This is a genomic window from Panacibacter microcysteis (assembly GCF_015831355.1).
GTDB lineage: Bacteria > Bacteroidota > Bacteroidia > Chitinophagales > Chitinophagaceae > Panacibacter > Panacibacter microcysteis.
Genome location: NZ_JADWYR010000001.1, coordinates 616,602 through 642,204, shown reverse-complemented (window position 1 = coordinate 642,204; position 25,603 = coordinate 616,602). Strand labels below are relative to the sequence as shown.

At 44.2% G+C, this 25,603-nt stretch carries 20 protein-coding genes; 5 read left to right on the top strand and 15 right to left on the bottom strand.

The features are described from left to right. Positions 1-7: 7 nt before the first annotated feature. The 7 genes from I5907_RS02595 to I5907_RS02565 all read right to left on the bottom strand — a co-directional run bounded on the left by I5907_RS02595 (position 8) and on the right by I5907_RS02565 (position 8,809). Entirely contained in the window at positions 8-1,255 is a 1,248-nt protein-coding gene (locus I5907_RS02595) for an amidohydrolase/deacetylase family metallohydrolase (RefSeq protein ID WP_196989171.1), read from the bottom strand. Positions 1,256-1,259: 4 nt separating this feature from the next. After that, positions 1,260-2,519: an amidohydrolase/deacetylase family metallohydrolase gene (locus I5907_RS02590; RefSeq protein WP_196989170.1), complete on the bottom strand. Its 1,260-nt coding sequence runs from the start codon at positions 2,517-2,519 to the stop codon at positions 1,260-1,262. A gap of 121 nt (positions 2,520-2,640) precedes the next feature. Next, on the bottom strand, positions 2,641-4,266 hold the full coding sequence (locus tag I5907_RS02585) for an aminotransferase class V-fold PLP-dependent enzyme (protein ID WP_196989169.1): 1,626 nt from the start codon (positions 4,264-4,266) through the stop codon (positions 2,641-2,643). A 123-nt stretch (positions 4,267-4,389) separates the two neighbouring features. Then, on the bottom strand, positions 4,390-4,923 hold the full coding sequence (locus I5907_RS02580; RefSeq protein WP_231401943.1) for a RidA family protein: 534 nt from the start codon (positions 4,921-4,923) through the stop codon (positions 4,390-4,392). A gap of 16 nt (positions 4,924-4,939) precedes the next feature. Then, positions 4,940-6,679 carry a PQQ-dependent sugar dehydrogenase gene (locus tag I5907_RS02575; protein ID WP_196989168.1) on the bottom strand — a complete coding sequence of 580 codons (1,740 nt, stop codon included), beginning with the start codon at positions 6,677-6,679 and terminating at the stop codon, positions 4,940-4,942. Between the two features lie 342 nt (positions 6,680-7,021). Then, positions 7,022-8,242, bottom strand: coding sequence for an aminotransferase class V-fold PLP-dependent enzyme (locus tag I5907_RS02570; protein WP_196989167.1), 1,221 nt, complete (start codon positions 8,240-8,242; stop codon positions 7,022-7,024). A 57-nt stretch (positions 8,243-8,299) separates the two neighbouring features. Continuing rightward, the gene (locus I5907_RS02565) at positions 8,300-8,809 is read right to left on the bottom strand and encodes a RidA family protein (protein WP_231401942.1); all 510 of its coding nucleotides are present in this window, start codon (positions 8,807-8,809) and stop codon (positions 8,300-8,302) included. 180 nt (positions 8,810-8,989) lie between these two features. Between I5907_RS02565 and I5907_RS02560 the strand changes: the two genes are divergently transcribed. Next, positions 8,990-9,619, top strand: coding sequence for a diheme cytochrome c-553 (locus I5907_RS02560; RefSeq protein WP_196989166.1), 630 nt, complete (start codon positions 8,990-8,992; stop codon positions 9,617-9,619). Between the two features lie 359 nt (positions 9,620-9,978). On the opposite strand, the gene I5907_RS02555 is transcribed toward I5907_RS02560, so the two are convergent. Beyond that, a complete protein-coding gene (locus I5907_RS02555) occupies positions 9,979-11,493 on the bottom strand; it encodes a RagB/SusD family nutrient uptake outer membrane protein (protein WP_196989165.1) in 1,515 nt (504 codons plus the stop codon). A gap of 20 nt (positions 11,494-11,513) precedes the next feature. Then, positions 11,514-14,594, bottom strand: a complete 3,081-nt coding sequence (locus I5907_RS02550) for a SusC/RagA family TonB-linked outer membrane protein (protein ID WP_196989164.1) — start codon at positions 14,592-14,594, stop codon at positions 11,514-11,516. Between the two features lie 535 nt (positions 14,595-15,129). Here I5907_RS02550 and I5907_RS02545 point away from each other — a divergent pair. Together I5907_RS02545 and htpG are read left to right on the top strand one after the other, a co-directional pair. After that, the gene (locus tag I5907_RS02545) at positions 15,130-15,753 is read left to right on the top strand and encodes a diheme cytochrome c-553 (RefSeq protein ID WP_196989163.1); all 624 of its coding nucleotides are present in this window, start codon (positions 15,130-15,132) and stop codon (positions 15,751-15,753) included. Between the two features lie 213 nt (positions 15,754-15,966). Further along, positions 15,967-17,805, top strand: coding sequence for a molecular chaperone HtpG (gene htpG, locus I5907_RS02540; protein ID WP_196989162.1), 1,839 nt, complete (start codon positions 15,967-15,969; stop codon positions 17,803-17,805). A gap of 127 nt (positions 17,806-17,932) precedes the next feature. On the opposite strand, the gene I5907_RS02535 is transcribed toward htpG, so the two are convergent. The 6 genes from I5907_RS02535 to I5907_RS02510 all read right to left on the bottom strand — a co-directional run bounded on the left by I5907_RS02535 (position 17,933) and on the right by I5907_RS02510 (position 22,661). After that, positions 17,933-18,334: a hypothetical protein gene (locus tag I5907_RS02535; RefSeq protein WP_196989161.1), complete on the bottom strand. Its 402-nt coding sequence runs from the start codon at positions 18,332-18,334 to the stop codon at positions 17,933-17,935. Between the two features lie 2 nt (positions 18,335-18,336). Next, positions 18,337-19,155: an endonuclease/exonuclease/phosphatase family protein gene (locus I5907_RS02530; RefSeq protein WP_196989160.1), complete on the bottom strand. Its 819-nt coding sequence runs from the start codon at positions 19,153-19,155 to the stop codon at positions 18,337-18,339. Beyond that, positions 19,155-20,372: an RsmB/NOP family class I SAM-dependent RNA methyltransferase gene (locus I5907_RS02525; protein WP_196989159.1), complete on the bottom strand. Its 1,218-nt coding sequence runs from the start codon at positions 20,370-20,372 to the stop codon at positions 19,155-19,157. Before I5907_RS02525 ends, I5907_RS02530 begins: the two co-directional genes overlap by 1 nt. A 143-nt stretch (positions 20,373-20,515) precedes the next feature. Next, a complete protein-coding gene (locus I5907_RS02520; protein WP_196989158.1) occupies positions 20,516-21,340 on the bottom strand; it encodes an aldo/keto reductase in 825 nt (274 codons plus the stop codon). A gap of 149 nt (positions 21,341-21,489) precedes the next feature. Continuing rightward, positions 21,490-22,473, bottom strand: a complete 984-nt coding sequence (locus I5907_RS02515) for a phytanoyl-CoA dioxygenase family protein (RefSeq protein ID WP_231401941.1) — start codon at positions 22,471-22,473, stop codon at positions 21,490-21,492. Between the two features lie 11 nt (positions 22,474-22,484). Then, positions 22,485-22,661 carry a hypothetical protein gene (locus I5907_RS02510; protein ID WP_196989157.1) on the bottom strand — a complete coding sequence of 59 codons (177 nt, stop codon included), beginning with the start codon at positions 22,659-22,661 and terminating at the stop codon, positions 22,485-22,487. Between the two features lie 385 nt (positions 22,662-23,046). Between I5907_RS02510 and tgt the strand changes: the two genes are divergently transcribed. Continuing rightward, positions 23,047-24,186 carry a tRNA guanosine(34) transglycosylase Tgt gene (gene tgt, locus I5907_RS02505; protein ID WP_196989156.1) on the top strand — a complete coding sequence of 380 codons (1,140 nt, stop codon included), beginning with the start codon at positions 23,047-23,049 and terminating at the stop codon, positions 24,184-24,186. Positions 24,187-24,246: 60 nt separating this feature from the next. After that, on the top strand, positions 24,247-25,338 hold the full coding sequence (locus I5907_RS02500) for an LptF/LptG family permease (RefSeq protein WP_196989155.1): 1,092 nt from the start codon (positions 24,247-24,249) through the stop codon (positions 25,336-25,338). Positions 25,339-25,603 lie beyond the last annotated feature (265 nt).

Sequence of the window (25,603 nt, the reverse complement as noted above, 5' to 3'; positions counted from 1 at the left end):
CCTGTTTTTATTTTTCGTATGGCTGCGCTGCAAGACCATTGAGGTCCCACACAATTTTACCCGCACGAATGGTTAATGCGGCTTCCAGTTTTTGGTCGCCATCCAGCCTTTTGCCGGCAGCGTCTACAAAACCAAAGAGCCCTTTTTGTAATTGTAACACTGCTATGTCGGCTACGCTGCCTTCGCTGAAATTACCCAGTTCTTCGTGATGCAGAGCCCTGGCAGCATTCCATGTGGCACGTGTAATTACATCCTGCAAAGGCATGCCCATATTTAAATATTTTGATGCCAGGTTGAGCATACTCTTCATGCCTGCATTCATGCTGAACCTGTGCAAGTCTGTACCAAACGTATTGGGTACAAGCCCTTGCCTGAATGCAGGCATTGCCTGGCTGAACCAGAAGCCTGCACCGCCATGACCCACGTCAAACAAGACCCCACGTTGCTGTGCCTGCAAAACAAAATTCCGTACATTGTTATTGCTGTCAACAACAGCCATACGCTCGGTTATTGCTTCATAAGCATGGGTAATAATATCTCCCGGCCGCATCCGTTCCAACTGATCCTGCAAGCTGTATTGTGGTAAATGACATTCTACCAATACCGGTGTGTGCATGCTGGTTGCCACATCAACAGCAGTAGTAAAAGGCAGCCAGCTGGCACCGTCGTAATGGCCAATTCTTGTGCCTACGATAATGCTGTTATATTGTTGCATGAGCGCTGTTGTGGCTGCAGCATTTAAGCCTGCAGTATCTTTTACTGCCTGGCCTGTAATTAATCCCTGCGCAAAAACGTTGATGAATGCAAGTATGCGTGTTTGCGACTGATCTATCACCTGTGTTTTAAATAACGGAAAGTTTTGCCAGCCTGCTGTGCCGGCATCTACCACGGTTGTTACGCCGGAGCGAAAACTGAAATCATCAGGCGACACGCTGTAGATACCGTCTGCAAACTGACCTGCTTTGCTGCCCACAAATACATGCGTATGCATATCTATCAACCCCGGCACTACATACAGCCCGGCAACATCCACTGTCTTTTTTGCAGATGATACAGCAATATGTTTTTCCACCTTTGCAATACTGCCATTACTGATGGCAATGTCCATTGTTGCATCCAGTTTGTTTTTAGGGTCTATCACGTGGCCGTTTGTAAGTAACAGGTCGTATTGCTGTGCATGCACACCAACACAGTACATCAGCAATAATATTGCAGTGCATAACTGATGTTGTGTGTATTTGTGTGCAGCCCACATCGTATTATTTTTTTAGTTCGTTTTCCCATGGCGCGGCAGCAATGCCATTAAGATCCCACATTATTTTTCCCGCCCGTAATGTTAATGCTGCTTCCAGCTTTTGTTGGCCTTTCAAAACAGTATTGCGTATGTCAAGAAACCCGAAATCGCCTGTGCGTAGTGCAAATACAGCAATGTCTGCTTCTGCGCCAATATCAAGATTGCCTAACTCTTTACGGTGAATAACCTGTGCAGGGTTCCACGTGCTGCGTAGTATAACATCCTGCAAAGGCAAACCCATCGCCAGGAATTTTGACATCACATTGCTCATATCTTTCATGCCACCATTCATGCTTTGTGTATGCAGGTCTGTGCTGATGACGTTTGGTAAAAAGCCCTGCTGTATAGCCGGTACAGCCTGCCGCCAGGAAAATGCACCACCACCATGGCCCACATCAAAAACAATTCCTCTTTGTTGTGCTTTCAACACAAACGGTTTCACCTTGCCTGCTTCATCTACCACGGTCTCTCTTACTTTAGGACCATAGGAATATGTATGTGTGAAAATATCTCCCGGCCTGAGGTGCTGCATAAATAATGCTTCAATAGAATTGGGCGGGTCATGTTCACCAAAATCTACCATTACCGGTACTTTAGCCAGTGTGCCGGCCTGCACTGCTTTATCCACCTGGGTAAAATCGCCCCAGTAATGCGCCGACTTAATACCAACAAGAATGTCAGGGTACAGTTTGCTGATCATGTAAGCCACCTGCTGCGGGTTCATATCGCTGGTATCCTGTTCTTCGTACCGCCCAAACATTCCCGTGCCCACAATATTGAGCAGCGCCAGTACACGTGTCTGCGATTTATCGATAGTTTGTTTTTTAAACTGCCTGAAGTTGCGCCAGCCCGATGAGCCTGCATCCACAACGGTAGTAACACCTGCCCTGAAAGTAAATGCATCGGGCGCAACACTTGTTGTTCCGTTTGCAATGTAGCTCTCCACATCTGCGCCATAAAACGCATGCACATGCATATCAATAATACCGGGCGTAACGTATAGTCCGCTTACATCAATCACCTGTTTGGCGGTTGTTGTATCAATACCTGCTGCAACTTTCGCAATTCTGCCGGCAGCAACAGCTACATCCATGTTTCCGTCGATCTTGTTTTTGGGGTCTATTACATGGCCATTCTTCAGCAGCAGGTCGTATTGCTGCGCAAATATGCCTGGCATGTTCATCATCATGCATATACACGCTATCACCAACTTATTTCGCTTCATACACGGTATTTTTTTGTGGGCCGGTCAGCATTACTACTATGAAACTCCTGTTGCGTCGCACACTTGTACAGCAACAAATCACTCAGCATGTTGCCACCTTCGTATGGTGTATGCAACACGCTTATGTAGCCAGTGGTGGGCCACCTGGTACAGCAATATGGCCCGGCTGAATTTTATAGCTGGTTCTTTTAGCCGTAAACGTTGCGGTGCGGTATTCGCCCATATATACCGAGCCGGAAATTGTATCTCCGTTAATGGCGCCCGTAAAAATGAAGGTCACCCAATCTGCCGGGTGGCGATCTGTACTTTTCATTTTCAAAGCGGTATCGCTTTCAATTTCGCCGGTTAATTCACGCACACTAAAATCTCCTTTGTGCCACCCTTTGATCCATTTGCCTTCCTGCTGTATAAACAATACATGTTTGCTGGTACTGCTAAAAAACTGAACCGTAGTGTCCCAACTGCCATTAAGATCAACAGTGGGCATTACCGTGGTGGTAACTTTCGGGCTGCGCTTCGCAGTAAGTACTTCGTATAAACGATTTGCAACGATCAACTCATTGCCGGACTGCATTTGGCCCGTGGTAATATTTACAGAAGCTTTGTTGTCTTTGTCTTCACCGCCAACAGCAATACGTGGTTTACTCCTGCCCACCAGTTCTGCCATCTCTCCACCGGTTATATTAAACTTGTTCGCATCCCAGTACACGTTTAAAACGGGAGAGCGGTTGGATAATTCTTTAGGCTCAAACACCTCTGTTGTTATACCCGGGATAGTATTGAGTTTTTTCGCAATCACATCAAGATAGCCGAGCCATGTTTTCCATTCAGCAGCATGGTCGCGTTTTGTCCACGCTTCTACAGCGGCCAGCATGCCCATCATTTCTTCACGGCCAACCTTGTTGTCTCTGCCGGGCCCGTGGTGCGGCGAGCTTGCCTGCCATGCCGACATCAATATATCTTTTTTGCCGAGTATTAAACCGGCGCATTGCGGGCCGCATATCGCTTTACCACCACTGTACGCAACAATGTCTGCGCCCTTCTGTAAATGCACATTTGGTATGGTTAATATTTCTGCTGCAGCATCTATCAGTATAGGGACGTTTTTAGGTTTGGATAGCCTGGAAACATTTTCCAGCGTAAAAGGATTATTTGGCTGTGCCTCATCAAAAGCCATTAAATAAATCATGGCGGTGCGCTCATTTAAAGCATTGGCCAGTTCTTCCAGTGTCTCTACCTGTACAATCGTAACGCCAATATTACGTATGGCATGGTCGTACACATTGCGTGATGATGATGGAATGATCACTTCTGTTTTATCGAAACCCGCAAGGTTTGGAATACGTATGAGCTTTTCAGGATTACCGCCTGTAACACAGGCTGCAGTAACATGCTTTAAGCCTGCCGCACAACCGGAAGATACCAGCGCCCATTCTGCACCTGTTATTTCGGCAAGTCTTTTATGTATGCCGTCTGCCAGTTCATCGTACTGGATAAAATTCTTTGATGCTGCTTCCATAGCGGCACGCACTTCGGGTCTTTCTATGGAACCACCGATGATGGTAAATGTACCGCGGCAGTTGATGATAGGTTCTACACCTATAGAGCGAAAAATATTCTGCTCATCCCAAAAGCCTTCTATAGCAGACTGCATTACAGCAGGCGCACCTGATACCGATTTAAAGGCGGAAGCTGCACCTGCAAAGGGTAACAGCGAAAGGCCTTTTAAAATGTTCCTGCGTTTCATGTTTGTAAGTTTAAATGTTAGGTTATACTTCGCATCGATCTTCGCGTTTGCTCCACAGAGCTTCTACAGTACAAGAGTGCGACGCAACGATGCTTAACCGGAGCGTTACAGCCGGGTTCCACCTTATTCTTTTATTTCTATGATCATTTCAATTTCTACCGGTATGTTGGAAGGCAGCGAGCCAACACCGATTGCCGACCGTGCATGTTTGCCGTTTTCGCCAAATACTTCCACCATCAGATCTGAAAAGCCATTGATCACTTTCGGATGCTGGTCGAATGTGGGCACTGCATTCACCATGCCCAATACTTTTACAATGCGTTTTACCTTATTCAAATCACCCAGTTCTGCTTTTATGGTAGAGAGCAATGAAATACCTGTAACACGTGCTGCATCTTTGGCCTGCTCCAGTGTAAGATCTGCACCTACTTTGCCGGTAATTAAACCACCTTCAGGTTTATCAGGCCCATGACCGGAGAGATACAACATATTGCCCACCCGCACTGCTTTTACATAATTGGCAACAGGCTTCGATGGCGTAATAAGTGTAATGCCCAATTCTTTTAATCGTTGCTCTGGATCTGTTTGCTGCGCCCTTGTTGCGGCACATGATGCAAGTAATAAAACAGCGCATATAAAAGACATCCATTTTTTCATGGTGATCGTTTTAGTTTTATTTAGCTTCTTCTTTTGCATAACGCTGTGCCTGCACTTCTGTGCTCAGTACTTCAGATGCATCGTTGCCAAAGCTTTTTCTTACATAAGTAAGCAGCATGGCTATGTCTGCATCTGACAAATAATTATGCGCAGGCATTACATTGTTGTATGTTTTGCCTTTGATGGTAACCGGTTCCTGCAGCCCGTGGAGTATAACGTTTATGAGCCTGTTTTTGTCGCCCAAAACATACTCAGAACGATCCAGTGGCGGAAACCTGCTGCCATCACCTTTGCCATCGGCAAGGTGGCAGGCAACGCAATAGGTTTTATAGATTTTTTCACCGCCTGAAACCATTTCTTTCTGCAGATTGTCTTTTACAGGGTCAGGGTCTTTGATGTGTGCGCTGGTTGCTTTACGTGTGGCCATTGCAGTAAGGTCTGCCGCGCCGAATTTATTTTTGTCGCCTTTATACATGATGCGCCAGATGGTTCCTTTTTTTGAATCACTGATGTACAGCGAACCATCGGGTCCCTGCGCCAGGCCCATGGGTCGGTGCAGGGCATCAGACGTGTTTACAATGGTATCCATACCGGAAAAACCGTCTGCAAAAACTTCCCAGTCTCCGGACGGTTGCCCGTTCTTAAATGGCACGAAGGCTACAAAGTAACCGCCCTGCGAGTAAGGACCGCGAATGGTAGAACCATGAAATGCAATGAAAGCGCCGTTCTTATAATGATCGGGAAACTGGTTGCCGGTATAAAACAAAATATCGTTTGGTGCAAAGTGCCCCGGGAAGCCGATCAGCGGCTGCTCAAATTTTTTTCCGTCGGCTTCTATCTTTCCATCGCCGCCATATTCCGGGTTCAGTAGTTTTTTCTTTTGTTCAAAATCGTAATAATAGTACGGCCATCCTGCATTGGTGCCTTCTTTCACACGCAAAAATTCTTCTGACGGCTGCAATGCGCTGGTCCATTTATCGTACTTCTCCGGCCATGTTCTGTGCAGGTCATCACGGCCATGCTGTACGACGTAGATTGTTTTATCTGCCGGGTTCCAGGTTATGGCTACTGCACTGCGAATACCGGTTGCATAACGCTTTCCGTCTTTGATGGTCTGGTTGGGTTTGTTGGGGTCAAACATCCAAACACCTGCGTGTTCATCGAGTTGCGGGCACGGCATCTGGCCCGGAGATCCGGGCGTACGGTCGAGCAGCTGGCACACGTCTGACGGCGAACCATAAGGCACATACATATTGCCCTTGTCATCAAACGTAAGTGGCTTGGCGGTGTGGTTAAAGCCATGTACATCGTGTGCAAAATCATCGCGCAGTATCAACTGTACGGTAGTTGTATCAGGCACCATTTCACCGGGTTTTAGTTTAACACGGCAGATGTCGCTGGATGAACTGTAGTACAGGTAGCCATTGTTAATGCGCATGGCGGTACCATAATTAAAGGAGTCGATGTATACCGAGAATTTTTTTATAATGTCAGCTTTGCCATCATTGTTCTCATCGCGCAATACAACATTGCTGCCATCAGGGTAAGAGCGCCTGAGCTTTACGTAAATATCACCATTGTCATTTACCGCCATATGCCTGGCAGCACCAAGGCTGTCTGCAACAACAACAGCATCAAAGCCGTTCGGAAGCATCAGGCCGCCATTGTCTTTGTCACCTTCGGGCAAGCCGGGTTTACATTGTGTAAGTACAGGTGCAGCTACAAACAGCATGCAATAGCGTAGCAATTTTCTCATACAGGTTCCTGCTGTTAGTTAGGATTTTTTTAAAGAATAATAATGTACCCGGCAACAGTATATGCATCAGGCTACTGTTGCGTCGCACTCTTGTACTGCAGCAGCGCTATGCAGCATTGGCTGCCGCCGCAATAGTTTACAGGCATGCCTTACACGTAGCGCAAAAGGCAAGACGTTACAACTTTGCCCAAAGCGCATCATTGTATAAACTGACACCAGGTACACTTCCGCTTAAAGCCAGATGCAATGCTGGTATGCTGCGGGTAGTCAGCCAACGTACAACCAGTACAAATGCACCCTGCCGGAACATTATTATATAGAATATTTACCGAAATTTTTACATCAGGCAAGCGCCGCAGATAATTCGTCTTTCAGTCTTTGAGCAACAATCTTTTCTTCGCCGGCTCTCATAACCCACGTGGTTATGCTAATATGTTCGTCACCATTGTTTACGATCTCTATTGAGGGGCTTCCTGCACGCAGTTTTTCCTGCAGTTCTTTAGATGTAAGTTTAACTGACTCTTTCTGCCATGTTACGTGTAAGGTAGGTGTAACGTTGCCCAGCTTAGGCACCTTAACTTCTGTGATTACACCATTGATGTTTTGTATGGCAGAGCGAATGGTTGCAACCCGTGCTTCCCATTCTTTCCATTCTTTATCGTGGTCATAGGCCATGTAATGTTCAAGCGCCACATACATGCCAATGATCTCTTCTTTGTTTACTTTCATACCACGGCCAATGGTAGAACCGCGTGGCGGCATAGATACCCTTGCAGCGGCTATCAAATCTTTGCGACCCATCAGCAGGCCAGCACTCTGCGGGCCGCGCATTGCTTTACCGCCAGATATACAAACAAGGTCAAAGCCCATTTCATTAAACTTCCACAGGTTGCTTACAGGCGGTACATCTGCAGCAATATCTATCATGGTGGGTATGTTGTGTTTTTTGCCCAGTGCCACCCATTGCTCATGGGTTATCTGCCCCTGGTCTGATTGTACATTTAAAAACCATAACAACGCTGTTTTATCGTTGATGGCTTTTTCAACATCGTCGATTGTTTCAACATAAACGATTTTGCAACCGGTGTTTGTTAAAGCCTGCGAATAACCGATCATATGCCCTTTCTGGATGATCACTTCACTCTTCATGCCTGTACCCTCCAGGTGCGGAAGTTTTGCGGCTTTTTCGGGGTCGTTGCCGGTAAGTACGCCGGCCAGCCCAAGTGTAATGGCAGAAAAGCAACCAGCCGTAACCACAGCAGACTGCGCTTTGGTAAGCGCCGCTATCTTTTCGCCTGCTTTGTCCTGTAGCTCGTCCAGCAGGCAGAATTGCCTGGAAGTGGCCTGTATGGCTTCCACCACTTCATCCTGCATAAGCGAGCCGGTCATAAAAGTGTAGGTACCTGCGGCATTAATAAAAGTGCGAACGCCCAGCTCTTTAAAAAGATCCCGTTTAGGTGCAGGCGGTGTAGCTGCAGCGGCTTCAGTGGATGATAAACCCAATGCAAGCCCGCTGCCTATCGGAATTAAAGAAAGGTTCTTCAATGCATCTCTTCTCTTCATCGTTAAGCAGTTAAAAGTTGGAGGAAATATGCTGACATATTATGGAGGCAGTACTGCTTACAGGTAAGCAATACAATCTATCTCTACCAAAGAATCCCCGGGAACACCGCCTTTGGCAACTGCTACCGTAGTACGTACCGGTGGTTTGGAACCAAACCTGCCTTTGTACACCTCGTTCATGTCTTTGTAATCTTTTATATCATCCAGGTACACATTTACTTTCAATACTTTCTCCATTGAGGTACCTGCTGCAATCAGTTCCTTTTCCAGTTCTTTCAACACATGGTCTGTATGGGCTTTTATGTCGCCGGGAAAATGTGCGCCTTTACCAGCTATGAATACAAGATTGCCCATGATGGTGTGGCCCGAGAATAAAGGAACATCCTGGTCATATGTAACGTTGCCTGCCTGTTTTTCATCACTGGTATTGGTGCTTACAGCGGCAGCTTTGGCTGCAACACCAAAACCTGCTGTAGCCAGGACAGAGCCGAATAATTTTTTGAGCACAGATCTGCGTTTTTCCTGCATGGTTAAAGATTTGGAGGATGAATAAATAAGAGCGTTCAAATTAGTTGATAATGTTGAAGCAACCAACGATTATGCAAGCGTTTGCATAGAAATGCAAATTATGAAGCAGTGCATGTTGATTTAGTTGTAATACCACTACTAGTGCACGTTGATTGTTTTCCCGGCCTTTTTCGTTTGCCGTTTTCTTTTGCTATATTCAGCATTCCAAAACTACCAATTATGAAACCTCTTCACAAGATTGCGCTGCCTGCAATGGCAATTGTATTTGCTGCCGTAGCCTGCAATGATTCCACGGAACAAAAAGCTGACGAAACTGCTGACAAGTCGATAAACTCTACCGTATTATTTGGTGGCTTTGAAAGCCAGGTTAAATGGGGCGAACACCTGGTGCAGATTGGCGGTTGTAATGATTGCCATACACCAAAAAAGATGGGGCCTAACGGTATGGAGCCTGATATGAGCCTGATGCTTTCGGGGCACCCGGCAAAAATGCCACCGCCGCCATTTGACCAGAAAGAAGCTGCCGCGAAAGGGCTTGCTGTATCCCAGACATTAACTGCCTGGGTAGGGCCATGGGGCATCTCTTACGCGGCCAATATTACGTCTGACTCTACGGGTATTGGCAACTGGAAAGAAGACCAGTTTATGAATGCGCTGAGAAAAGGCAAGTACAAAGGGTTAGATGCTGAAAGAGGATTATTGCCGCCGATGCCGTGGCAGTCTTCACAATTTATGAGTGATGATGAGATAAAAGCCATTTTTGCTTACCTGAAATCTACACCTGCCATCAACAATGTAGTGCCAATGGCTGTAATTGCGCCACCGCCAACTGCTTCAGCAGGCCGCTAACAATACAGATTTATGTAACAGTATTATTCGGTGAACTGCATTGCTACTATGAAGCTTTGGTTGTGTCACTCACTTGTACTGCAACAAAATATTTCGGCAGGTTGCGAGCCCGCCATGTTTTGTGGAACGTGTTGTATAAGATGTTTTGTTCAATGTTTTCTATATAATGCTTTGGTGCACTTTTGTGGTTATGAATATGTACTGCATGCATCGAACCTGAACGCTATAGTCGCCATGAAAACGGAACGGTGCAGTGAGTGACACAACAGGCGATGCCACAAAGAACAACTGCTGACAACATACTTAAAAAAGAGAAGGCGCCTGAAAAGGCGCCCTCGTTTTATTAAACTGCTACTTGCCTAAAAACCTTTGTTTTGTGTTAAGTTGGTATTGTTATCAATTTCTCTTTGAGGAATCGGGAACAATAACTGGTTTTCTGTAAATGTTTTACCCCACACGGTTGTATGGCCAATAAAATCATCAAAATTTTTGGTGATGTCGTTTCTCACTTTCCTGGTACGCAACATATCAAACCACATCTTGCCTTCGTAACATAGTTCGAGGTATCGCTGTGTCCATACTTCTTTTTCAAAATCATCGCGGCTCATGCTCATAATATCGGGTAACTGTGCCCTGCGCCTGATGGCATTTACATACGCAATGGCATCGCCGTTTGGTGCACCTTCTGCACGGTTGGATGCTTCGGCATACATAAGCATAACATCTGCCAGGCGATAGATGGTATAGTTAAGATCTGAATTGGCCGTGCTGTTTACGGCAACAGAATCGAACCATTTATAGATATAATAACCGCCAAGATTTACACTGTCTAAGCGCGGATCGCCTGCCGGAAAATTTTTCGGGTTACCGGGGTACCAGGTATAGAAGAACTGCCTTTCATCTGTGCGGTGGTCACCATCAGGATAGCTTTCTACAAACTGGCGTGTTGGAACAAGCCCGCCAAACTCATCTGAGTAAACAGAAACGCGTTTGTACAGTGCCAGTGTTTTGGCCGTAAGATCGTTATTGCTGATACCTGCTGCAAACTGTACCTGCCAGATGAATTCTACCTTGTTTTTATTGGCAGGGTCTGTCATGTCATGATAATCTGCGAACAGGCTGAAGCCGCCATTGTCGATTACTTCTTTAGAGCGTTTGGCAGATTCGGCATAGTACTGATCTCCACCGGATATGGGGTAGCCGGCGTAGGTAAGGTATACATCTGCCAGCAGTGATTTTACTGCACTCCTGGAAACACGCCCTGTATTATCCTGCCATGCGAGTGAAGACGCTTCTGCCTTTAACAGGTCGGGAATAATTACATCATCATAAATACTTTTTGCCGGGTCTCTTGCAGGCCTTGCATTGTTTAAATCGCTTACCACTTCTGTGATCTTTGGGACATCACCAAACATACGTACCAGGTAGAAATAGTATAATGCACGCAGCGTGTACACTTCTGCCAGCATGTTTGTTTTGGTGGTTTCATCAAGCGCAATTTCTTCGATCTTTTGTAAAGCGAGGTTGCAGTTGGAAATACCATAGTACATGCCCTGCCACCAGTCGCTGATGTAAAAAGATTGCGCATCGTAAGTAAGGTTATAAAAACGGAAGCCTTCTGTTTGAGCGTTGCCGTCTGCTTTTCCGGTCATAAACTCCATAAGTTCTGCGGTATTACCACCGTAGCCACCGGCGCCCCTGTCGAGCGTTGATAATTGTATGTAAGCAGAGTTGGCAAAAGCCCTGGCAATTTCGGCGCTTGTTACGTCTGAATCGGGTGTAAGCGAACCGGTAGGGTTTTCTTCCAGGAACTTGCTACAGGAAGCAATGCCTAAAACCAGCAACGCTAAAAATATTTTTGTTATGTTTTTCATTTTCGAATTCATTTAGGCAATTAGAAATTCAGGTTTAGACCAAGGTTTACCACACGTGGACGAGGATAAGGAAAGAAGTCCTGGTTTTGTGTGAGCTGACCATCAAATGTTAGCACTTCGGGGTCGTAACCTGTATAATCTGACACCAGGAACAGGTTTTGCGCACTTACATAAAAACGCAGGCGGTTGATGTTCCATTTGTCAACCAGCTTTGCAGGAAGAGAATAACCCAGTACAAAGTTCTGACCACGTATAAACGAGCCATCTTCTACCCACCAGCTATCAATATGTGTTTGGTAGAAAGAACCGTAGTAACGTATTTCAGCAATGTTGCTGTTCTGGTTTTCGGGGGTCCATGCACCAAGCACAGTTTTTAAACTGTTGGCAATAGCCTGCCTGTCTTCTGTAGAGTGCTTAAAGTTTGCAACGGTATTTACACCGCCTACAATCCTTATATCGAAAGTAAAGTCGAAATCTTTGTAGTTGAATGTGTTGCCAATGTTCAATGTGTATTTAGGGTAAGCCTGGCCCAGCCTTACATTGTCAGCATCATCTATTTTACCATCGTTGTTCTGGTCTTTCCATTTGATGTCGCCCGGTTTCAGGTTGTAAGCCGCTGCTTCCGCTGCTTCTTTTGTGCTCCATGTACCCAGTCTTTCATAACCCCAGAATGTGCCGATTGGCCAGCCCACGCGTAAGATATTTGTCTGGCCAAGGAACCACGGGCCAGGGTAGATATCGTCATTGCTGGAGCCAAGCTGCAGTATTTTGTTTTTGTTCAGCGCAAGGTTGATGTCTGAACTCCAGGTGAAATCGCGGCCTTTGATGTTTACGGTATTCAAAGCAAACTCAAAACCTGTATTTCTTACAGAGCCGATGTTTTCATAAACAGAAGACAAACCAGTACTCCATGGAATAGGTGCATTCAGCAACAGGTCTTTGGTTGTGCGGTTGTAATAATCTGCCACAAGGTTGATCCTGTTTTTCAGGAGGCTTAGTTCAAAGCCTACATCAAACTGGTTTACCTTTTCCCACCTGAGGTCGGGATTGCCAAAGCTGTTTCTTGTAATGGTGGGCTGGCGCTCGCCATTAAAGATGGTGGTGCCGGAACCCAGTAACTGTATTGAATTATAGGTACCTATTTCCTGGTTACCTGTTACACCGTAGCTGGCGCGTATCTTAAGATCGCTGATGAGGTTGCTGTTTTTAAGAAACTCTTCCTGCGAAACCCTCCATGCCAAACCTGCAGATGGGAAGAAGGCGTATTTATTATTTACCCCAAATTTTGATGACCCGTCATACCTGCCGGTTAATGTAAGGAGGTATTTGTTTTCGAGGCTGTAGGTAAAACGAGCAAAATAAGAGTTCATCGTCCACTGGTCGTCATTAGATGCCGGTGGGTTATAAATTGTTCCTGCACTCAGGTTGTGCCAGCCCCAGAAATCGTCTATAAAGCCGGTTGCTGTACTGCTGGAATATTCCTGGTAGTTCTTTTGCCATGACAAACCTACCAAGGCAGTAAGGTTATCATTTGACCGCAGCTTTTTATTGTAGGTAAGGTAGTTCTCACTCTGCCAGTAAGAACGCATCCAGTTGCTGATAGAGGCCACACCTTTCTGGTCAGCAGAAAGAGAGCTAAGTCCCCTGCCCGAGTAAAAATTATTTTTCTGGCTGTTGAGGTTGAAGCCAAAGTCAGATTTAAAATCAAGGCCATCTGCCAGGTGGAAAGTGGCATACGCATCACCTACGGTTTGCAATATGTTTACGAGTGTATAACGGTTTTTGGCAATGTTCACCGGGTTGCTGCCGCCTTCCATACCCGGAAAGTCTGAGTTGCCGCCCCATGTGCCATCGGGATATTTGATCGGGATAATCGGCAATGCTTCGATCACCATTCTCGATACGTTCAGCCCGCCGTTTGCATCAGATACCACACGCTGGTTACTTTTTACAAAAGACATACTACCACCTATTTTCAGCCATTTGTTTACCTGGTTATCAAGGGTAAACCTTGCAGAATAACGCTTAAACCAGGACTCGATCATGAGGCCATTCTGGTCAAAATAACCAAGCGATAAACTATACAGTGTTTTGTCATTACCACCCTGTACTGAAAGCTGGTGGTTATGGCTGAGTGATGGCTTGTACACTTCAGACTCCCAGTTGGTATTGTATAACGGATTACCATTTGCGTCGAACAGTTTGGGAAAGTCTGCAGGATTGTTTGGTATGTATTTACCCTGGGCAAAACCCAGTGAGTCGTATTTGGCTGCATTGGCATAAGCCAGGTTGTACACCTGCATAAACTCATTTGCATCAAGTGCTTCCAGGTGCCGTTGCAGGCTGTTGTGCGAGATGTATGCATCGTAAGACACACGCGGTGTACCTTTTACACCTCTTTTTGTCGTGATCAATATAACACCATTGGCGCCGCGTGCACCATAAATGGCTGTTGCACTCGCATCTTTCAGCACTTCCACAGATGCTATATCGTTAGGGTTTAAAAGATTGGCGTTTACCCCAATCACACCGTCCACTACATACAACGGATCGAGGCTCGAGTTGATAGAGCTGATACCTCTTATCCTCACTTTGGCCGCCTCACCAGGCGCACTGGTATTAATGCTTACATCAACACCCGGCACACGCCCCTGTAATGCCTGCGATACGTTTGCTACAGGCCGGTCAAGCAATTTTTCAGATTTTACAGTGGCAACAGAACCGGTAAGGTCAGATTTCCTGGCTGTACCATAACCGATCACCACTACTTCATTAAGGTTGCCTGCTACACCTTTTAACTGCACAGCAATCGTTGTTTGTTCACCTACCACTACCTCCTGCGTTTCCATACCGGTATAGCTAAAAACCAGTACAGATGCGGTAGACGGAACATTTAAAGAGAAATTTCCGGTGGCGTCTGTTACTGTACCACTACCACCGCCTTTTACCTGCACCGATACATTGCTCAGTGGTGCATTGGCAGTGTCAGTAACTTTTCCCGAAACAGTTTTGGATTGCGAAAAGGCAGCAATGCTGCTCATGAAAAGCATCAGCAACAGGAGCCAGCTTTTCCTTCGCGTAAGGTTGGTCGCTTCTTTCATAGACAAGTTTTTATAGTGATTAATAAAACACAAAAACTGCCTCCGTAAAGGAGGTTAGCAATCTTGCAAAAACCACCAAGGCACAGGCATAGCAATACCGTTAGCATAATTGCCTGGAACACTATAAGTGGTTTGTAAATGGTGTTTAAACGGGGTGGATGTTGTTAGCTGTTAACCGAAAACCATATGATGATTTTTTTTGATGGATTTTCCAGTTAGTCAATTGATAATCAATATTACAACCTGCGAACTTATTACAACCAGCACAGGCAATATTTTATGTAAACGTGCAAAGAATTTCCAGTTATAATTTTTTTGTCCATACGTTCACGCCTTTGTGCACCGCCTGTTGTGTCACTCACTTGTACGGCAACAATGCTATTCAGCAAAGTGCGAACCCGCTCACAGGTGGTAACATCAAAACTGCAGTTGGTGCATGCTATGTCACGTTTCATACACAATACCGCTATCGCCGCACAAAATCACTGCTACTTTGCAATGCCTTTTAAACAATACACTAAAACATAACGCTAACATGAAAAGAATGATCACAATGCTGTTTGCAGGTACGGCATCGCTTTCAATACTATTAACTGCCTGTGGAGAGCAACCCGCAGCGGCTGCCGGCGCAGAGGCACCGGAAACCGCGAAAGCACCTGCATACGGCGGTTTTGAAAACCAGGTAAAATGGGGAGAACACCTGGTGCTCATCAGCGGGTGTAATGACTGCCATACACCAAAGAAAATGGGGCCAAACGGCATGGAGCCGGATATGAGTTTAATGCTGTCCGGCCACCCGGCCAACATGCCGCCACCGCCGCTCGATCTTAAAGAGGCGGCGGCCAAAGGCCTGGCCGCTTCGCAAACGCTTACCGGCTGGGTAGGGCCATGGGGCATTTCTTACGCTGCCAATATTACTTCAGACTCTACCGGTATTGGTGCATGGACTGAAGCGCAGTTTATGAAAGCCGTAAAGGAAGGAAAGTATAGAGGACTCGACAATACCAGGCCATTGCTGCCACCAATGCCATGGCAGAATTTCGCCTTCTTCAGCGATGATGAAATTAAAGCAATGTTTGCCTATCTAAAGTCTACACCGCCCGTACATAATGTTGTACCCGAAGCAGTGCTGAACATGCCACCGGCTGCTGCAAAATAAATAGCAGGTATAATAACCTAAAAAAGAGGCAGCAATGCCTCTTTTTTATTGCCAACCTGTCAGACCCGGGCGCTTTGGTATTTTGTTTGTTTTGTGCTGTTGGCTTTTATAGCGGGGTTGCCATTGCTGCCATTTGTGCTTACAGTACAAGAGTGCGACGCAACAGGTGATGCCATAAAAAACAAAAGCCGGGTACATAAAAAACTTTTTACTATGCAAAAAGGACAGATAAGGGTACAAACGGAAAACATCTTCCCGATCATTAAGAAATTTCTTTACAGCGAACATGAAATTTTCCTGCGTGAGCTGATCTCCAACGCAACAGACGCCACACAAAAGCTGAAAACACTTTCTTCTATCGGAGAAGCCAAAGGTGATCTTGGCGAACTGCGTATAGACATTGCCATTGATGCTGCTGAAAAAACACTGACGATTACAGACCGCGGTGTAGGTATGACGTCAGAAGAGGTGGACAAATACATTAACCAGGTTGCATTCAGCGGTGCCGAGGAGTTTTTGAATAAATACAAAGACGCCAATATTATCGGCCACTTTGGTTTAGGTTTCTACAGTGCTTTTATGGTGAGTGAAAAAGTAGAAATTTTTACGAAAAGTTTTCGTGAAGATACCAAAGGTGTATACTGGAGTTGCGATGGCAGCCCTGAGTACGAACTGTATGAAATAGACAAGGATGACCGCGGTACAAAGATTGTATTGCATATAAATGAAGAAAGCAAAGAATTTTTGGAAGCAGACCGTGTACGCGGTATACTCGAACGCTTTTGCCGTTTCCAGGCTGTACCCATCTTTTTTGAAGATAAACAGATCAACAATACCAACCCGATCTGGGTTAGAAAACCATCTGAACTAACAACAGAAGATTACCAGAATTTTTATAAAGAACTTTACCCTTACGGCGAAACACCATTGTTCTGGATACACCTGAATGTTGATTATCCATTCAACTTAACAGGTGTGTTGTATTTCCCTAAGATCAAACAGAGCTACGAGATACAGAAAGATAAAATTCAATTGTACAGCAACCAGGTGTTTGTAACCGATGAGGTAAAAGATATTGTTCCGGAATTCCTGATGTTGCTGCACGGCGTTATAGACAGCCCGGATATTCCGCTGAATGTTAGCCGTAGCTACCTGCAGGGTGACCCGAATGTAAAAAAGATCAATGCGCACATTACCAAGAAAGTGGCAGATAAGCTGGATGAGATCTTCCGTAATAACAGGACAGAATTTGAAGAGAAGTGGGATAGCCTTGGTTTGTTTGTGAAGTACGGCATGATGACCGACGAAAAATTCCTGGATAAAGCCAATAAGTTCCTGGTAATGCAGGATGCCAGAGAGGGCAAGTTCTATACCCTTGAGGAATACAAAATGGCAACAGAAACGTTGCAGAAAAACAAAGATGGCAAACAGGTAATCATTTATACTACAGACCCTGTGCAGCAGGATGCTTATATACAGGCGTGCAATGCAAAAGGCTATATTGTTGTAAAGCTGGAAACCATTGTGGATGCGGCTTTCATCAACAATATGGAAATGAAATGGGAGGGTGTACATTTTGTGCGTGTAGACAGTGATATTGTTGACAACATCATAGACAAACAGGAAGGCAATGAAAGCGTGCTGAGCAAGGAAGAAACCGAGCAGTTGAAAACAATGTTTACCAAAGATGTACATAACCTGCATGTAACAGTTGAAGTAAAAGGTTTAAGTCCTGAAACCGCGCCTGTCATTGCAACGCGCCCTGAATTTATGCGCCGTATGAAAGACATGGGTGCTGTGGGTGGCGGTATGGCATCGTTCTATGCAACCATGCCAGATGAGGTAACGCTTACGGTGAATGGTAATCACCCGATCTATCAATCACTGTTGAAAGAAAGTGATAAGAGCAAGCAGGAGAAGCAGATCAATAACCTGGCAGATCTTGCATTGCTGTCACAGGGACTATTGAAAGGAAATGATCTTACGAATTTTATCAACAGGAGTGTAGAGTTGATGCAGGGAGAGAAGCAAAGTTTGATTGTGGAAGCGTAGATATAGTTTCATAAATAACAGAAAACCTCGTTTGTAAGGAACGGGGTTTTTTATTTATGTACTAAGCTGGAGAATATGAATTAGGCTGTTGTTGCGTCGCATGCTTGGCAGCAAAATATTGTCAAAACTAATACTCACTGCCTTCGGTAGCGATATCTTTACTTTGTCCGATCAAAGAAGCAATTATTCTTTGAGTATTTTCATTATTAAATATCAGCTTTAATCTTTCTATTAATTGATCCTCACTACCTATTTGCATAATTTGAGATTGAAAACTTATTTCGCATGGGTAATAGAAAATGTCATGACTAAGTGTAAATAATCTGTAAGTATAATTTTTAAGCAATGGAGCTATAATAATGAACCTGTAATAGATTCTGCCTTCTTTTGTATTGCCACCGCCAACTTCAGCACTCAAAAGATTTTTTGTCTTTTCAGCTAAGAAACTTGCTTGCTCAATTAAAATTGATCTTGGACTTGTAATTTTTGGGATGTTTTCAAAATCTGGCCACAAATTTTTGTTATCCATAATTAAAAAGTTAGTTTAAAAGTGATAGGTAAATGGTCTGAATATAGTTTCCTGTTGGGGACACCCCCTTTATTTAGTAATTTTTTTATTCCATCGTGTGTAACTATTTTCAATGAAGATTTATCAAGATTGTTGATAAGCAAGGGTCTTAATAAAACTTGATCAAATATATTCCATTGGTAATTTACAAGCTCAGCTCTTCTGTAATAATAACTGCCAGAAACTTCATTTTGTAAATCGCCAAATAGACTCCACATCGGATTATAAAAGTATTCATATGTCTTACTTTGTACTTGTCGGGATGTTTGCTTTGCTATTTTATGCGACATGACAGCATGCAAGCCATTAGCTTTAACCAAGCCTGTCTCAAATGGATTCATATTGAAATCGCCAATTATCATAGTGCGACTGTGTTTTTGTTTTTTTTCCACCGAGTTTATCAACGACCTCAGTTCCGATGCCATTTCAGATTGACTTTCGGAAGAGAAGTTTCCCTTGTCGCCAAAATGAAGTCCAATTAGATTTAAGTTGTTAAGTATCGGCAATTCTAAATTACGAACTGTTATTCTTGCGGATTCTTCGATAGGAGTAATGTAGTTATAATGGAATTTAGAATAGATTTTTATTTTTTCACAAAATGAAAAAGGGTGAGGAGGGAAAAATAGAGTAGTTACACTGTTCAATTTAAGTATAATATCGGAGGGGCTGGCGCTATTTTCAGCAAGTATTAATACATCAATATTATATTTATCTACCAAATTATATATTTCATCGATACATTTTTTACCTCCTGTATTCCAAAATAAGAATGATAATTCCATTATTCAATATAGGTATATTTAGTAAATTTTTCATCATGTTTAAACAACGCCCCAAACATTGTATCCGCTTTTTTATCATAACCAATCAGCACTTCTTTTTTTATTAACTGCAGCTTTGAATTGGCAAGAATAAAATCAACCACTTCTTCATTTTCTTTTGTGAAAACAGAACAGGTGATGTACAAAAAATAACCACCTTGTTTTACATGGGGTAAAACATTTTGTAGTATTTGCTTTTGCAGGTTGCTGTAGTAATCAATTTTTTCTGCTGTAAAGAAATGCAATTGTTCAGGTGTTCTGCCCCAGGTACCGCTACCGCTGCAGGGCACATCGCAGATAATAATGTCTGGTACAAGGAATTTGATATTAGCTGTTGATGAAGTTAAATCTGCAACAAATGAATGATACTTTGTTATTCCTGCTGCTGTAAAGCGTTGCTTTAAATTATGAATGATAGAAGAGCGAACATCAGAAACAGTTAGATCAATATTTCCTAAGACATCTTTTGCTAAAATAGATTTTCCGCCACTTGCTGCGCAACAATCCCATACGCTGATTTGAGATTTCGGATTTGAGATTTCGGATTTTATAGTTTGTAAAAATCCTGTAATGCGCTGCGAAGAATAATCCTGTACAACAGCTTCTTTATTCAATTCAATAACTGTATCAATCTTTGTGTTATTGGCAATGGCTATACAATCCTGCATTGGCTGAGTATATGAAATTCCTGCTGCATCTAATTTTTTTATGACCTGTTCTTTTTTGCCCGGCCGTATTCTTAGAAACAGGTCTGGCTGTATTAAGTGAGATTCCGCAAATGCAGTAGCGTCAATGCCTTCACTTATTTCATCCTGCCAGGGAAAAATATTTTGTATGGAAAAGGGATAACCGATCAATGCTAATTTTTCCGTTATAGAAGCTGTGATGTTTTCTTTCCATGCAGGCCTTAGTTCTGAAATAATTTCATGTGGATCATTTGAACAGAGAAATAATGCAAGCAGTATCCTTTCTGTGGTATCTAAACCCAATTCTGCAAAACCTAAACGGTAATAGCAATAGCAGAGATTGGTTATTTGCCTGCGGTCTCTCGATCCAAACTTTTTATGTAATGCAAAATATTTTTTCAGGAAATCATTGAGCGGTGTGGCACCATCATAGTGCTGTATTATAGTTGCCGCTGTTGCTACATAACCTGTATAAAGATGCGTTTTTGCCATGGCAGCCGTAAAGATAAACCGGTTCGGTTTCTAAAAACGTTTATCTGTACACTGATCGCCAAAGCTGCCATAAAAAAGGAACGCACAAGTGAGTGACACAACAGGCGATGCCACGAAGTACAAAAGCCTGTAACAAAAATTTTTTACCACATATCCATCGGGTTTTCGCAAATGCGGAAGCCTTCGTTAAAGCCATCTATTACAGCTATATCTTCTTTGGTAAGCGTAAAATCGAATATGTTGAAGTTCTCCTGTATGCGTGCAGGATTGGCAGATTTTGGTATGGTAGATACACCATGTTCAATGTTCCACCGGAGTATGATCTGTGCAGGTGTTTTATTGTACTTTTTGCAAAGGCTTTGCAAGCGCTCATCATCAAACTTTTTACCACGTGTAATGGGAGAATAAGACTGCAACTGAATGTTTTTGTCTTTACAAAAATCGAGGGCATCCTTTACAAACAACCATGGTGTAAATTCTATTTGGTTTACAACAGGCTGAATGTTTGCATAGGTTTCGAGTTCATACAGAAAAGGCACGAGGTAGTTTGCCACGCCAATGCATTTAACCCTTTTTTCTTTGTACAATGTTTCCAGTGCCTTCCAGGTTTCTTTGCGTTTGCCTTTTACCGGCCAGTGCACCAGGTAAAGGTCGATGTAACCGATGTTCAGTTTTTTCATGCTTGTATCAAAAGCACGCATGGTATTGTCGTAACCCTGGTCTGGGTTGGCCACTTTGGTTGTTACAAAAACCTCGTGCCTGGCAATACCGCTTTCTCTTATGGCGCTGCCTATTTCGGGTTCGTTATTGTAAGCAGCGGCAGTATCAATTAAACGGTAACCTGTTTCCAAAGCCTTTATAACCGCGGCTTTTGCTTCAGCTTCGTACATGTCGTACACGCCAAGGCCAAGCAATGGCATCTTAGTGCCGTTATTCAGTGTTGTATATGGTTGTTGTACTGCATTCATTGTATAAATATGATTGTTGAAGGAGCCATGAAAATACCAAAGAGCCTTTGTTTACACAAAATAAACAACAATGCAAAAACGCAAAGAACAAGTCTTTGCGTCTTGTACCTGTTTGCGTTTTTGCGTTGGCTGTTATGCACACAATTACTTTACCAGTTTTTCAATCCCAGTAATTTTTCGCCCAGTTCACTCAGCACGGCGGTGTCATATTTTGTCTGTTCCCAGTTGCGTGGGTCTCCCGGAAAAGCGTAGCCCTGCGGCGCAATGCGCTGCTTCCACGAGTTGATGCGCCATTCTTTCAATGCTTCATTGTCTTCTTCTGCAGGCATCATGGAAATATATTGTGCTATACGCACTTTATTGTCGCTCATGTTTGGTCTTATGCCATGTGGCTGCAGGCTGTTGAAGATCAGCAGATCGCCTGCTTCCATTTTTACTTTATCAAAAGTAAAACCGGTTGTGTCTGGTTGAAAATGGTTGCGGTCTTCCGGCTGCGTAAGCTTCCAGGTGTCGTAAGTTCTGAAGAGTTCAGGAATGCATTGAAAGCCGCCCATGTTTTCATCTGTCTGGTCTGCCAGTGCAAGCACGCCCTGCACGTTTACAGGTTTTGTTTCCGGGTCATAATCCCAGTGTATAAAACCTTTGTATTCAAAACCGGGGCGTATGGGAAAATTAAGGTTTGCACGGTCAATCGTTACCCACAGTTTTTCTGTGCCCCAGATGTCTACAAAAGCATCGTACACTTTTTGCATTTGCCGGTTGTTCCAGAGGTGCTGGTTATTGTACACTTCTACCATGCCGGTATTGGTAAGTTCTTTCATTTTCATTTCTGCACGCGGTGCCGTATACCAGGTAGACGGGTCGTTCGGGTCTTTCTCTTCAAACTCCCACAAAAAATCTGCTGTAGCTTTTGCCTGTTCCTTTGGCACGGCATTTTTCACCACGATGTATCCGTTGTTTATCCAGAATTGCCAGTCCGCTTCGCTTAACACACGTAATGGTTTGCCATTACTCCTGTCATTGAGTTTCGTGGTACTGCTTTTTGCGGTAGACGGGTTGCCGGGAATGTCTTTGTGCGCATTGTTTGGTATCATGGTGGGCGCCATCGTGGCTGCCATGGTTTGTTGTTCCATATAGCGTTTTTTTATTTGTTGATGGATAAATTGAGCAGCACACACGGCCTGTGGCTTTTGTTGCAAAACCCGGTTGTAGTGCGGTGCTTGCAAACCTTTACAGGGGTGGTTTTCTGCATCACTTCCGTATTGGTAAGTGCAGCATTTTTCTGTAACAGTTCGCGGAGGTTTGTGGAAAGCTTGTTCATACGGCTGTTGTTGGTTATTCAAAAGTACTGTTGTCAACGGGCTGTTTTCTACACTTGTAATGGCCTGTTTTTGTGCGCTATTGATATTTTACCCGTTTTTTCATTATGCTTATGTCATTTGTGTACAGTTTTTTCTTTTTTAGGTGCCCGGCAGTATTGCTGCTATGTGGCTTCCGTTGCGTCGCACACTTGTACGGTAAGATCGCTTTTCGGCATGGTGCGGCCGGGTGTTGGTTTCAACAGCCTGTACCGGTAGCGCAGGTAAAAAATGTCAGCCGCATGGCATTACACTGCTTTACCTGGCTGCATGTAACCATCACCGGAGCGGCGTGTATACAACACAGGCTGCATTAAACCTTTAAAACGCAATATCTTTGCGCCTTTTATGGCAGCACTAACGTTTACACTGGAACATACTGATAACAGCAGCAAAGCAAGAGCCGGCACCATTACCACCGATCACGGGCAGATAGCCACACCTATTTTTATGCCCGTAGGTACCATTGGCAGCGTAAAAGCCGTAACGCAACAACAGTTAAAAGATGAGATAGGCGCACAGATCATTCTTGGAAATACTTATCACTTATACCTGCGCCCCACCACTGCCGTTATTGAAGCAGCGGGTGGTTTGCACCGGTTCAATGGCTGGCATAAACCAATACTTACAGACAGTGGGGGGTACCAGGTTTTTTCCCTTGCCGAAAACCGTAAGCTTACAGAAGAAGGCGCATTGTTCCAGTCGCACATAGACGGCAGCAGGCACCTGTTTACACCCGAAAATGTAATGGATATACAGCGCAGTATTGGTGCAGATATCGTAATGGCATTTGATGAATGCCCTCCTTATCCCAGCGACTATACATATGCCAAAAAAAGCATGGACCTTACACACCGCTGGCTCGACAGGTGTTTCACGCGTTTTAACAGTACGGAAGATAAATATGGCTATACGCAAAATCTTTTCCCCATCGTGCAAGGCAGTACTTATGAAGACCTCCGGGTTGCCTCCTGCAAATACATTGCCTCGAAAGAGGCAGCAGGTAATGCCATTGGCGGCCTAAGCGTAGGAGAACCCGAAGCAATGATGTACGACCTTACACAACGCTGCACCGAAAACCTGCCTTACGATAAACCGCGTTACCTCATGGGCGTAGGCACACCCTGGAACATCCTGGAGTGCATTAGCCTGGGGGTAGATATGTTTGACTGTGTAATGCCCACACGCAACGGCAGAAATGGTATGTTGTTTACTACCAAAGGTGTCATCAACATCCGCAATAAAAAATGGGCTACAGATTTTTCAGTAATAGACGACGGGCTACAATGCGAAACCAGCAACTATTACAGCAAAGCCTACCTGCGCCACCTGTTTGTGGCCGATGAAATACTGGGGTTACAGATTGCCAGCATACACAACCTGGCATTCTACCTGTGGCTGGTGGGTGAAGCAAGAAAACACATTACAGCCGGAGATTTTCAGGCATGGAAAACTTCCACCATAGAAGTACTTAAACAGCGTTTATAACAACTTTGCAACACGTTTTCCTATACATTTGGCGGTAATTGCCATAAAGCAGGCAGCTTCATGAAAAAACTCGACTGGTACATACTCAAAAAGTTTTTTACTACTTTCTTTTTTTCCATCTTTCTCTTTACGGTAATCGCCGTGGCAGTAGACATCAGCGAGAAGACCGATGATTTTGTTGCCTCTAAGCTCGGTGCCACAGATATTATCATGAAGTATTACCTGGGCTTTGTACCATACATCATTGCATTGCTTTTTCCATTGTTTGTATTTATAGCCGTTATCTTTTTTACTTCCAAACTGGCGCTTAAAAGTGAGCTGATTGCCATATTGGCCAGCGGTACCAGCTTCAACAGAATGATGCGCCCTTATTGGGTTGGGGGCATTACGCTTGGCATTTTACTGGCAGTTGGCGCTAACTTTTACCTGCCTGTGGCCAATACCATCAGAACAACATTCGAGGCAAAATATGTAAACGTAAACTCCAGCTACGACCCGCTGGTGCGCAGCAGCCGCAGCATTTATTTCAGGATAGACTCTTTTACATACGCAGGCATCCGTAATTACGATACTGCTGCAAAAGCCGGCGGTCCATTCTTTATGCACCGCATAAAAAATGATGAACTGGTATATAACCTGCGTGCCGAAAATATAAAGTGGGATACGGCCATTAAAAACTGGCGCCTGCAAACGGTGATTGAGCGTAACATCAATGGCATGAAGGAAAAAGTGGCGTTTATGCAAAAGAAAGATATGCAGTTCAACTTTAAACCTTTCGATCTAAGCCGTGATGAATACGCCAAAGATAAACTGACCACACCCGAGCTAAAAGAGTTTATGGCACTGGAAAGGCTGCGTGGCTCAGAAGGGCTGAATGCACTGGAGATCGAACAATATAAGCGGCTTACCACGCCGCTTGCGGTAATCATTCTCACCATTATTGGTGCGGCTATTGCCAGCCGGAAAGTGCGTGGCGGCAGCGGTGCGCATATTGCGTTGGGCATTGTACTGGCTGTAACTTTTATATTAATGGACCGCTTTTCAACCATCTTTTCTACCAAGGGCAACCTGCCGCCTGTTATAGCAGCGTGGATACCTGATGTAACGTTTACATTTATTGCCGTTTATATTTACCGCAAAGCGCCTAAGTAATGGTTTTAACCAACAATTGCATAAATACTGCTGTTATTAGAATGCAGTTAGAAAGTAAATTTCAATGCTGCAATGCAGGCTGGTAAAGCCTTTGAGGCGTGTATGGCAGCTTTTGTTTTAGTGGTGTTGTACCGCATAAAATGCGGCTGTGTTTTTTTGATAACATTATTATATTTCTTTTGTAATTCAAAGGCAAGTTGTTTTACCTTTACCGCAATCGCACCGTGATGAGTAACGATCTGAAGTACAAGAGTGCGACGCAACA